Consider the following 12,045-nt stretch of genomic DNA (forward strand, 5'->3'; position numbering starts at 1 on the left):
GTATGGGTGCTGTATCTCGAGATGATTATATTGCTTTATGCACAGAATTAGTGGAACATGACCGATGCTATTATGTGCTCAATCAACCGACGATTTCTGATTACAGCTATGATGTGAAAATGCGAGAGCTTCAAGAAATAGAAGTTCAGCATCCGGAATGGAAGGTTTCATGGTCTCCTACCATGTATTTGGGGGATCGTCCTTCAGGACAGTTTCCTGTGGTTCCTCATTCTAGTCCCATGTTGTCTATAGCGAATGTATACTCATTGCAAGAGCTAGAGGAATTTTTTTCCCGTACAGAAAAATTATTGGGGTACTCTCCTGGATATTCTTTAGAACTCAAAATTGATGGAATTGCTGTCGCCATTCGGTACGAGAAGCGATTGTTTGCTCAAGCTTTGAGTCGGGGGAATGGGGTAAAAGGAGAAGATATTACAGCTAATGTCAGTACTATACGCTCTTTACCTATGAGACTCCCTCAAGAGGCTCCCGAGGATCTAGAAGTGCGAGGAGAAGTGTTTCTTTCATATGAAGCGTTTGAAGAGCTCAATGCTTGTCAACGGGAACAAGGGAAACTGGAATTTGCTAATCCTCGTAATGCAGCTGGAGGAACTCTTAAGCTTTTATCTTCTAAGGAAGCTGCTAAGCGTAAATTAGACTTGTCTGTTTATGGGTTGATCACAGATCAAAAAAAACGCTCACACTTTGAAAATCTTCAGTTATGCTCTCAATGGGGATTTTTCGTTGCAGGGATGCCGAAACAATGCCGTTCGAGACAAGAGGTGGTAGAACGTATTCGAGAGATAGAGGAGATGCGCGCAGCGCTCCCGATGGCTATCGATGGAGTCGTCATTAAAGTAGACAATATTGCACACCAGGATCGGCTAGGTTTGACGAGCAAACATTATCGTTGGGCGATAGCTTATAAATATGCTCCGGAAAGAGCAGAAACGATTTTGGAGGATATTGTCGTTCAAGTAGGGAAAACGGGTATTCTTACTCCGGTTGCCGAGTTAGCTCCTGTTTTTTTATCTGGGAGCCGCGTGTCCAGAGCATCCTTATACAACCAGGATGAGATTGAAAAAAAAGATATTCGCATCGGAGATTCGGTGTATGTCGAAAAAGGAGGAGAGGTTATTCCCAAAATTGTTGGGATTAATTTGGCTAAGCGTTCATTAGAGAGCGAGCCTTGGAAAATGCCAAGCCTGTGTCCTGTATGTCATGAACCTGTTGTTAAAGAGAAGGTGTCGGTGCGTTGTATCAATCCACTTTGTTCAGGGGGGATGCTAGAAAAGATCTGTTTCTTTGCAAGTAAGAGCGCTTTAAACATAGATCATTTGGGAGAGAAGGTCGTAACTAAATTATTCGAAGTAGGTCTCATTAGTTCTTGTTCGGATATATTTGCTCTTACAGAAGAAGATTTGAAACAGGTCCCTGGGTTTAAAGATCGTTCTATACAGAATTTATTGGCAAGCATTGCCGGAGCCAAAAAGGTGGCATTAGATCGGCTTTTAACGGCTCTTTCTATTCCTTTTGTGGGGAGCTCTGGTGCCATAGCTCTGGCAGACCACTTCGTAACTCTGGACAAAGTAATCGAAGCTTCTTTAGATGAGCTGATGTCTATAGAGGGGATTGGTCCTAAGGTAGCTGCATCGATCGTCGCGTTCTTCTCGAAACATGAGAATAGAGAGGAAATTCGTCGGATGCAAGAGCTAGGAGTTCAGGTTCTTTCTAAGCAATCCGATAAAGAGGCTCCTTTACAAGGAAAAGTGTTTGTTCTTACGGGGACTCTCCAACAAATGACGAGAACGCAAGCAGAGGAGCGTATCCGCTCCCTAGGGGGGAAAGTGAGCTCTTCGGTATCGAAGAGCACATATGCCGTCATAGCGGGTAGCGAAGCTGGGGGTAAATTGAAAAAAGCTCAAGATTTAGGTTTAAGTATTTGGAACGAGAGCGAATTATTAAGAATTCTTGACGCAAAATCGGTCTCCTGAAAACGAGTTTTTTTCTAAGAGACAGCCTAAGTTAACCGAGATTTATATGTGAGAATAGGGTATAATACTTCCTTCAAAAATAGTTTTTCAGGAAAGTATGGCGAATCCGTCTACACCCTCATTCAATCATTCCGACCTTTCTTTACAAGGTCGTTTAAGGGCTTCAAGTCAGCAATGTACGCAGGCCGGACAAGGGGACCCTCAACCTTTGAGTCCAGAGTCCAGAGGCTTGACCTCAAACTTTTCTACTCGGCGAGATTTAATTGATGTTGTAGAGGAGTCTATAGAGACTGCTAAGGGCAGCGAGCTTAAAAAACTTCGAATATATGAGATTGCTCTAAAGATTCTTACAATTATTGGAGCCGCGATTCTCTTCGCTGTTCCTCTTTGTATGTTGCTCGGTGTACCTTTATGGATTCCTATTGTAACGTGTATCGGTGTAGGAATTGCTTTTAGTATCGCCAAAGGATGCTTACAGAAAAGATGTCAGCAGATTCGAGAAGAATATCGTGCTCTACATCTCTATCATCGCTATCTACTTTCCAACAAAGATTCCATTGATGGGACTCTTTTGAGTCGCTTCGATATCCGTTTTCGAAAAGCGGAAGAGAAATTACACGGGTTAGATCTTGATAAAAGAGAGGTTAATCATCCACTAGAAGCGGACAAGAGATATGATTTTGCCGGGTTGGCTCATCAACGCTACCAGGTGGATGCAGCTCTTGGAATCTCTAGTAGCCAAGACGCTTTTTGGAGAGGGGTTGCTCAGCAGGTAAAATCTGTTAAGGACGATGTTGTTTTAGGGGATAAGGCGAGTACAGATCTGTACCCGATAGCGCAACAGGCTCTACAAGCAGCGGGGGTAGGTTTCTCTGGCGCTGCAGGGAAAGAGTCTTTGTTGGATCTAGCAAAATCTTTATCCAGTCTGTTTGCGTGGGGTTCTCAAGTCGGCAAAGACTCTCACGAAGCTTTACAGCAATATCAAATGCGCTTTTTAGGTAGTCCCATCTTAGCTACGTGGTGTGGAGCTGGGTTTTCCGCATCTGCTCAGGATTTTGTTCTTAAAGGTAAGAATATCTTAGATATTGCTAGTGAAAATCATACGAAGATGCAGAATGCTATCAAACGTGTGCAGCTAGTTTCCGTTTTAGGCAAAATGAGAAATTGGAAAGAGAAGATTGATACTCTAATCCAAAACAAAAATCTTGATCAAGACTCTCTACGAAAACTGTACCAAGACATTGAAAAAGCTATGCATAAGGTTTGTATCGAAGATGGGGTTTCCGCTTCTATACAGATTCGGGTGCGTAAGGTCACACAAAAATATTTACGACAAGATTTACAAGAGCTTCTTAATAAGAAAGCACCATTAAATGAAAGCGATCTTTCTAAAATGCAAGAAGGCATTAGTTCGTGTGCTAATCTTGTTGTCACACTCTTAGAAAGCCAGTTAGGAATTTCGGGGCCGACTCCTATAAAAGAAGTCGAAGAGAGTATTTACCGAGACTTGATCACTACTATTTTACAAATGGGAAGTGCGGCAGGAGGAGTGACACCATTAGTTGATGGTGTACATAAAGCTATTAGAGAAGGAAAAACTTTACGTAGTGAACTTAGCCGGGCTATGTCTTTACATCCAAGACAATCTTTCCTAGGGGTGCAATCTGCTGTAGAGAAGTTGCAAGCATTTATCCGAGATCCTAAGTGGGGAGCATCGGCAGTGCATACCTCTGCTGAAGAGACTCTAGCGCAAAAACATAAGTTTGTTTCTGATCTTACGCGCATCCAAACGAGCCTAGCAGACTGGAGAGAACGTTACGGGCTATTTGAAGAGACAAAACTGAATCACATTGTGTCTACGGACTTTGTATCGAGAACAGAAGCTTTTCTAGATACCCTGAAAAACGTTGCTGAAGCATGCTCTCTGGAGCAAGCTGTTGCAGAGCTCAAAGATTGTGAGGATGCTATGAAAGCAGATCTCACTCATGTTGAGCAAAAAATGAATCCTACAGAGATAGAGTCTGCAAGAGAAGAGTTTAAGCGGTTGATGGAAGAGCTAGCTGGTATTCAAGAGCAGCTAGAACAGATCGCTCAACCTATTTATGAAGAAGGGGTAAGCGGTAAACATCTTCTACTTAATATAGTCTTCTCTCATCCAGAAGTATTACGTAAGAAAGTTCAAGCAAAAGAAGCCTCGTTAGAGGCTTTAACAAAGGGCGAACAGCCTTCTCCAACGAAGAAGAAAACGTTGAAGCAGCTTTCTGAAGGATGTGAGTACTTCTCTAGTCTTGTAAGGAAGATTAATGCGCTTAAGACAATATTAGAAGGTTCTAGAGGCAAGAAAATTGCGTCCCAAGATATACGACAGCTGATTGGATTGACTGATGAGCTTGCTCTAGAGTTGTCCTCTTTCCAACAGGATTCTTTAGAGAGTTTGCTCTATGGATTAGAGGGGTTAAGCATTCCAGCTGCTTCTATAGAACAGAAGAAAGGATCTCCTAAGTCTTCTTCTATAGCAGAGAAGGTGGTGTATGCTTCTCATCAGCGTGTCTATAATGGGGTAAAAGCGAAAGTGAATCGCACATTAGAAGCATTTTCACAGCTGATCAAAGGCTTACGAGGATCTTTACGTAATGCGATGATCACTAAAGCTGTTGTAGCGGCGGTTCTCTCTGTAGCTTTTTCCTGCCTAGCGATTGCGCTCTTCTCTGTGCAGCTTACATGGCTTCCTATTATGCTCTGCGTTTTAGCTTTGGTATTGGAAGCTATCCCTTCTGCTTTATCTATTTGGGTGGAGAAAAGAAACTGGAAATATGAGGTTGCCTCTTTAGCGAAGCAGTTAGTTTCGGATGGAAGAAAACTTCCTTATCCAGATTTGGGGGATCAAAATATCAAGCATCTAGAGAAGATTCGAGATGTTTATGGGCTGGATGGTGTTGCAGAATTACGGGTAGCTGAATCAGCTTTATTAGGAGTTCAGAAACTTCCTGAAGAGCAAAAACAAGAATCTTTAAAAAGTGCTGTTAAAGCATTGCGGGCGGATGCGAAGGTTCTTAATAAGAAATTTAAGAAGCTTCCTGAGTCATATCAGCCTCAACACTCTGAAGTCACAGGAGTCCAAGGTGTAACGGAACAAGAAAGCAGGGATGACGTTTTGGTAGCACAAGATATGGCTGCCATAGAAGAGTTGCAAGACCAGTATCATGCAGCTTGCTTGCAATTTGAGTCTGTGAGCATGCGATTTTTAGCCGAACAGCGTAAAGCTAAGTTTCTGGAAGAGCGGTTAGTTCAAAAACGTCGAGATGTGTCCCATTTATCTCATCAAGAAGCTCATTATACTCAAGTAGTCAATCGTTTGAAAGAGCTCATCTCAATGAAAAAAGGAGCATCTACTCAACACGCTTCTAAAGAAGAGATTTCTACAAAAATGAGAGAGCTGTTGTCTTTAGATGATCAACTTCTAAAAGCTCATACAGCTCAAGATGTGAACCGGGATAATAGCATAAACGGTCAACTGCAACAGCAGTTTAAAAAGTTATCTGAAGAAGGGAGCCTACAAAAAGTAAAAGCTCTGCTAGAACTAAATATGTGTTTAGGTAATGCTGAGCAAACCCTTTATCATTCAAGGCTAAAGAGAGAGGTTTTCGAAGCATCTTGCCCTAGAACCTCTCGGCAACTTCTTCAATACGGTGAAGATCTGTTTGCATCTTACGATGGAAGTGATCGATCGGCTCTTCTACGGTTTGTTTTAGGATCTGGATATGAGATGATCAGTGAGGCCAGCTCTGAGCTGAAGTCTCTACGCAAACGTTGGAAAAGAAGCGCTTCTCAAGCCGCAATTGCTCCTGAAGATTATGAGAAAGTCTGCAGAGTGTTAGAACGTTTTCTTAAAGCGCGAGACAGTCTGCGTCCGAAGTTGGGCTTACCTCTTGGTAAGAGCTCAGATGCTACCGTTGGTTTACAACATCAAATACGAGATAATCAACGAGTTAAAGCTCGAGTAACCGCTTGTTACCAAGAGAGTTGCAGAAATGTTTTAGAGCATTTAGAAGATTGGGTGCGGAAAACGCGACAGGAGTCGGCAGAATGTCAAAAAGTAGAAACAAAAATACGCGAGTTCTGCCAAAAAGCCGGATCTAAGGAGAATCTTGCTGAATCTACAGAGATACTATTTTCTAGCTTAGAAGAAGATTTGAATAAAATACCTCTAGATGTTTTGCGTGCTATTTTACGATCTTTGTCTTCTAAAGTTCTTCATATTAGGGATCAAAAGTTAGAACTTGAAAAGTTAGAAGAGCAGTTTGCGAAGACAAATGCTATTGTAAAAGCCAAGGAAGCTGAGTTCGAGAAGAATGGGGAAGTGTGGCATAATCAGTATCAGATACTAAAAAGTCAGATGGAGAAGCTGGAGTCTCAGAAAAGAAGACTGACAGATAAGAAAGAATAAAAAAAGGGGGGCTGCTAAAGCCCCCTTTTTAGTTAGGATACAGATGTGTAGAACAGACTTGTTTAATTAGCATTTTCTGCAGCAAAAATACGAAGCAAATAAGAAATTAGCTCATGCAACTTGAATGTGTGCGTTCTATATCCAATATAACGATCAGGACGAATGATAAACAAGGATTCTGGGTTGGCGTGGTATAACTTGTGGACTTTAGGATCCTCGGTGACAATCACGTCTACCCATTCGCCATATTCTTCTAGAAGAGCGTGGACTAGATCGGGACGTTCTTTGAAAAAGACAAGTAGATGTTTAGCATTTTTTAAGGAATCTAATAGATAATTCCCAGTGTCTAACCGTATGTCTAAAGCTCGTGATCCCGGTCTAGGGCCTTGGATTTCTTTATCATTAGGAGACACCATAATAATATCACTAGCTTCATATTTCGATGCGCGGTGGGAGGGATAGTATAGCTCTCCTTCCGCAGCATCGAGCTGCTTACACCCCTTAAGGTAATAGTACATCAGGGCTGGAGTATACATGTTTGAAAAAAGAAGCTTGGTAGCTCTTTTCTGATGGACCTCATTAAAATGAGGCAATATATGGCTCGTTTTTAGTTCTTTGGAAAGGATCAATTGGGAAGAAGCGGCTTTTTTAATTACTGGCAGGAGCTTCCACCCTAGATTAAAAGCGTCATGGATATTGGAATTTACTCCCGACAGGTAAGAAAAGGATAGATTATTAGCAATGCTCCCCAAGAAAATATAACGGTCATGACAAAAAGGATACTGTAGAAGAGATGAGGAAATGGAGAGAGGATCCTCTGCTAGCGCAAGGCCATAGGTATACAGAAGTTTATTTTTAAATTTAGAAGAAAGAGGGCCAGAGGTATTTGCGAGGTATAGCTGACGAGAGCCTCTGTAAGGGTTATAAAAAACAAAATTAACAAAGCTTTTTGTAACAGGGAGCAAGTGAATATGAGATTCTTCAAAAGGCTCCCCCTCCTCACAATCTACAAAAAGAGCTTCCTTATGGATTTTTTTTGTTTTGATTTGTGTTTTGAGGAGATCTTTAAGATCGGGATCAGCGTCCATTTCACAAGCTATAATCCATTTAGGAGTAAAGATCTCTCGTCCTTCATAGACTTGTGAAGAGCTCTTTGTGCTTTCAATAAATAGATTCTGCTCTACTTGGGTAACTGGGCGCGTAGCCCAATTCACCACACCGCCTAACCTTTCAAACTCTTCGAGTAAATGGGTCACCAATTCGTTATAAGAAATTAATAAAGAAAAGGGGCAACGAGAGGCTGATGATTGATTGAACTTAAAAAGAACAGTACGTTGTTTCCAGTGATAGCGAACCCCAAAAATTTTTCGCCCTTTATCAAGTAAATCTCCCAATAGATTGATATTATCAAGAAGTTCTAAAGAAGATGATGACAAAACTACTGGCAGAGAGTGCAGGGGGAGCGGAAGAGAGGCTGTTATGCTATCTCGAGAGTCTATTACTTTAATACGGGCTCTGTGCTGTTGCAAAATGCTAGCAAGGATCAGTCCCGAGGGATTGGCTCCCATGATTAAAACATCGATCATTGTTATCCTCACAAGCAAAAATGTGCTTTTCTCTCAGAGAAAACTTCTATCTTGAAGGAGGGATAGAAACTACGTTTGTGCCTAGTGGAGAAGTATACTCGAGAAGCTTTTTAAAAGGAATCTCGAGGATATAAAACCTGGTGTGGCTAATGGAAGAGAAAAGAGAGGCTGAACCCAGCCTCTCTACGAAAACAAACTATTAAAGATTTGATTGGAAATGCGTTAAGATTTCCTGCAAAACCTCTTGGCGATAAGGAGATGAAGCGATTTCATGAGGAGTTTCAGGGTAACTCTTAGACAGCATTTGCGCTGGAGCAGCCCCTAAAAATAGGCGTTGGTGAGCCGTAGAAACTACGCGATCTTCTAGTCCTTGTTGGTGGAGAACGGGGATTCTTCTTGGTAAGGATAGCAGGAGGATGTGATCCTGAATACCTAAGAAGAAATCGATATCATCTCGACACAGCTTGAGGGGAAGTTGTTTGAATCCAAATGCTTTACCCACTTCACCCATATCCGAAAACTGGGTCATGGTTAGGCCAATAGTAGCACAGATCTCTTTGAGAAGGATGACTCCGTCAGCAATAGGAGCCCAGACGGAGATGGCTTGAACCGTATAGTCTCTAGGTCTATAGGTGCTAGCGAGATGAATGGTAGTGTGACAACCCAAGGAAACTCCTGCAATACCAATGCGGTGAGGGTTGACTTCTGGGTATTTAGCTACGGTGGCTAAGATATCTTCGCCGTTGCGCAGGTAGGTTCGTGCAGGGATTTGATCACATATTCCTTCGCTATTTCCACAGCCAGCCATATCGAATCTGGCTACAGCGATTCCATTTGCCGTAAGAAGGCGGGCTAAGTCTCGATAGACCCCATGCTTTCCTGTACAATTTCCGCGGAATCCATGGAAAAAGATTACAGTAGGATATCCTCCTAGAGGCATAGGAGTGGTTGGGGTATGGAACATACCAACTAAATTATATCCGCAGCTGAGAACATTAACACCACGGCAATGCTCTTGAAGACCTAATTCCTCATCATTGATAGTAATGTAGGTTGCAGGAATAGAGGGAAACCCAGGCACTTCAACAGGAGCTGCAAAACCACTGCCAGATAAGAGTACACACAGGAAAGTAGCAAACTTTTTCATCTAGAAAAGCCCTTTATTTTTTCAAAAAGCTTCTAAAAGAAGCGTTGATTTCTGCATATTTCGATTCAAACAAGAAACGATGGCAGAACATAATAAGGTAAATTACTGGATAAAACAACTCTTTTTGCCTGGCATCAAATAATTATTTGTCGTTTTAGGTGTAAGAGAAGAAGGATTTTTTTATCAAAAAATCATTTTCTCACCGTGTCTAAAGTATGCGACCAGTATGTATAGTCTTATTAAAAAAGATATTGCTAGAATTTAGGTAAGATCTTGGTTCAGAAAGTGAAACGTTATGAGGGTCTCTTTGAATAAATGCGAGAGCAGATCTTGATTATTTTTGAAAATAGGTATAGCATAGGGGCTGATTTAGCATTTTCTTGAGAAAAGGTTCATTCATGGCCAGCAAAAACCGCGAAATTATCAAATTGAAAAGTACCGAAAGTTCTGAAATGTATTGGACTGTTAAAAATAAAAGAAAAACAAGCGGTCGACTAGAACTTAAAAAGTATGATAGAAAGCTGCGTAAGCACGTTATCTTCAAAGAAGCTAAGTAGGCTTTTATCTAGCTTCTAAGATTCCCAAGGGTGTCATGAAGTTAGAATTATTATTAGCCTTTAAGTATCTAATTCCAAAAAGAAAAAGACTCTCCTCTTCCATAGTTTCTGCTTTTTCTATGGGGATCGTTGCTCTTGTTGTTTGGCTGTCCGTGGTTTTCATGTCCGTGATCCACGGATTGCAGCAAAGATGGGTGGGAGACCTCGCTAGTTTACATTCCTCTATTAGGATCGAACCTTCAGATAAGTACTATGAGTCTTACTACTATCAAATAGACTCTCACGCAGAAGCTTCGCAATATATTTATAAAACTATAGGGGAGAAACTTCTCTGTGAACAGACGGATCCTTATGATCCGGATGTAGATTTTTTACTTCCAGAAGCTTTTCCGGATCCCGAGTTTTCGGATAACGGTGAGATGATAGATCCTGTTCGTACAGCCAATGAAAGAATGCTTTCCCTGTTTTCTTCTCGGAAAGGCTCTTTTGTTGAGTTTGAAGAAGGAATAGGACATGTGCACATGGATAGAGCTTTTCGGGGGCATAAAGGAGAACCTCGAGCCTTATCTCAGTATATCGCGTATTCATCAGACATCCTTTACCAACAGCGAGTGCTTCCTTTTGAGGAAACCGATTATTCGACCGAAGTGTTGAATCGTTTTAATGCTTCTTCTGAAGGCTGGTTGGCGGATTTTCTTGTCCTTCAAGAGAAATTCCGAGGTATGTCCGTCATTTTGCCTGTTGTATATCGCGACCAAGGGTATCGAGTTGGGGATACAGCGTCCTTGTCTATCTTCTCTGTAAAAAAAGAAGGTGAGGTCCGATTCCCTTTGCGAGTAATCGGATTCTATAATCCTGGTGTGTCTCCATTTGGAGGGAAGACCATTTTTATTGATAAGGAATTGGCTGCATCCATCCGCTCGGAATCCGAAGGGCTTGGTATGCATAACGGCTGGCAGGTATTTCTTCCTAGTGTTCAAGATATCCCTGTCATGAAACAGTCTATTCAGAAGATATTCAAGGAATCGGAAGTCTCTTCTTATTGGGAAATCTCTTCCTTATATGATTATGAGTTTTTTAAGCCTATCTTAGATCAGCTTCAAAGTGATCAAGTTTTGTTTTCAATCGTTTCTTTTATTGTATTGATTGTTGCCTGCTCTAATATTGTGACTATGTCTATCCTATTAGTGAATAATAAGAAGAAGGAAATCGGCATCCTGAAAGCAATGGGTGTTTCTTCTTCTCGGCTGCAATTGGTGTTTGGATTATGTGGAGCTTGTTCAGGACTAGTTGGAGCTCTATTGGGGTCGATTTTAGCTGCATTAACCCTAAAAAATTTAGGGGTTTTGACGCATTGGTTAAGCAAATTGCAAGGAAGAGAAGCTTTTAATTCATCCTTCTTTGGCGAACAACTCCCTCAAGATTTTCACCTTCCAACCGTAATTTGTTTGTCATTAGGAGCGCTTGTCTTAGCAGCTATTTCCGGAGCAATCCCAGCACAGCATGTTGCACGCATGCAGGTTTCTGACATTTTAAAATCTGAGTAGAACTATGGTTATTCTTGTTGAGGCGAAACATATTTCGAAAGTGATCCAGCAACAAGATGTCTGTATTCCCATATTAAGAGATGTATCCTTTCAATTACACGCAGGGGAAGTAGTGGCTATTACAGGAGCTTCTGGTAGTGGCAAAAGTTCGCTCTTACATCTTTTAGGTACTCTAGACCAACCGAGTTCTGGGCAGATATTATTTTTTGGTAAACAGGTCCGTCGTGAAGAACTCCCTATTTTTCGAAACTGTAGGATAGGATTTATTTTCCAAAATTTTTATTTGTTAGAAGATGATTCAGTGATTAACAACGTTTTGATGCCTGCACAAATTGCAAGGAAGGATACTGGGCAGAAATCTAAAGCTCGAGAAAGAGCTCTTGCGTTACTAGAATCCGTAGGGCTGGTGGATCGGCGCGATGAAAAAGGGAGTCTCCTCTCTGGAGGAGAAAAACAAAGGGTAGCTATAGCGCGAGCTCTAATGAACGATCCGGAGATTGTATTAGCAGACGAACCTTCTGGAAATTTAGACCATCGGACTGCGGATACAATTCACGAACTGTTATTAGCTCTTGCAGAGAAGCATCGTGGGGTATTGATTGTGACTCATGATCGGGAACTAGCTGAAAAGTGCCACCGAGAAGAGATTCTCCGCGATGGCACCTTAATGCAGCGACAGTAGACATTTGAGACGGGAACCCCTCAGGTTCCCTTGAAAGACACGGTCACCCCTAACTACCATCCGGGAATGATTAGACGCTTCCGTC

The 12,045-nt window shown here is 41.7% G+C and carries 7 protein-coding genes; 5 read left to right on the plus strand and 2 right to left on the minus strand.

Annotated elements, in window-relative coordinates:
• Nucleotides 1–2 precede the first annotated feature (2 nt).
• Nucleotides 3–1,994: an NAD-dependent DNA ligase LigA gene (gene ligA, locus CTA_RS00765; protein WP_011324594.1), complete on the plus strand. Its 1,992-nt coding sequence runs from the start codon at nt 3–5 to the stop codon at nt 1,992–1,994.
• Between the two features lie 97 nt (nt 1,995–2,091).
• Nucleotides 2,092–6,441 carry an inclusion membrane protein IncS gene (locus CTA_RS00770; protein ID WP_011324595.1) on the plus strand — a complete coding sequence of 1,450 codons (4,350 nt, stop codon included), beginning with the start codon at nt 2,092–2,094 and terminating at the stop codon, nt 6,439–6,441.
• 62 nt (nt 6,442–6,503) lie between these two features.
• Here CTA_RS00770 and CTA_RS00775 read toward each other — a convergent pair whose 3' ends face one another.
• Both CTA_RS00775 and CTA_RS00780 read right to left on the minus strand, forming a co-directional pair.
• Entirely contained in the window at nt 6,504–8,027 is a 1,524-nt protein-coding gene (locus CTA_RS00775; RefSeq protein WP_011324596.1) for an FAD-dependent monooxygenase, read from the minus strand.
• 199 nt (nt 8,028–8,226) lie between these two features.
• Entirely contained in the window at nt 8,227–9,174 is a 948-nt protein-coding gene (locus tag CTA_RS00780) for an alpha/beta hydrolase (protein WP_011324597.1), read from the minus strand.
• A 398-nt stretch (nt 9,175–9,572) separates the two neighbouring features.
• Here CTA_RS00780 and rpmG point away from each other — a divergent pair, with 398 nt between their 5' ends.
• From rpmG to CTA_RS00795, 3 genes are read left to right on the plus strand one after another with little or no spacing between them, the layout of a single operon-like run.
• The gene (rpmG, locus tag CTA_RS00785) at nt 9,573–9,731 is read left to right on the plus strand and encodes a 50S ribosomal protein L33 (protein WP_009871496.1); all 159 of its coding nucleotides are present in this window, start codon (nt 9,573–9,575) and stop codon (nt 9,729–9,731) included.
• A gap of 35 nt (nt 9,732–9,766) precedes the next feature.
• Entirely contained in the window at nt 9,767–11,278 is a 1,512-nt protein-coding gene (locus CTA_RS00790) for an ABC transporter permease (protein ID WP_011324598.1), read from the plus strand.
• A 4-nt stretch (nt 11,279–11,282) separates the two neighbouring features.
• Complete coding sequence (locus CTA_RS00795) at nt 11,283–11,960, plus strand: ABC transporter ATP-binding protein (RefSeq protein ID WP_011324599.1); 678 nt, start codon at nt 11,283–11,285, stop codon at nt 11,958–11,960.
• Nucleotides 11,961–12,045 lie beyond the last annotated feature (85 nt).

The sequence above is a fragment of the Chlamydia trachomatis A/HAR-13 genome (genome assembly GCF_000012125.1).
Taxonomy (GTDB): domain Bacteria; phylum Chlamydiota; class Chlamydiia; order Chlamydiales; family Chlamydiaceae; genus Chlamydia; species Chlamydia trachomatis.

Bases quoted from the DNA above. Each gene is read 5' to 3' on its own strand.
- rpmG (WP_009871496.1), top strand. From the start codon at position 9,573: ATGGCCAGCAAAAACCGCGAAATTATCAAATTGAAAAGTACCGAAAGT.
- CTA_RS00790 (WP_011324598.1), top strand. From the start codon at position 9,767: ATGAAGTTAGAATTATTATTAGCCTTTAAGTATCTAATTCCAAAAAGA.
- CTA_RS00770 (WP_011324595.1), top strand. From the start codon at position 2,092: ATGGCGAATCCGTCTACACCCTCATTCAATCATTCCGACCTTTCTTTA.
- ligA (WP_011324594.1), top strand. From the start codon at position 3: ATGGGTGCTGTATCTCGAGATGATTATATTGCTTTATGCACAGAATTA.
- CTA_RS00780 (WP_011324597.1), bottom strand. From the start codon at position 9,174: ATGAAAAAGTTTGCTACTTTCCTGTGTGTACTCTTATCTGGCAGTGGT.
- CTA_RS00795 (WP_011324599.1), top strand. From the start codon at position 11,283: ATGGTTATTCTTGTTGAGGCGAAACATATTTCGAAAGTGATCCAGCAA.
- CTA_RS00775 (WP_011324596.1), bottom strand. From the start codon at position 8,027: ATGATCGATGTTTTAATCATGGGAGCCAATCCCTCGGGACTGATCCTT.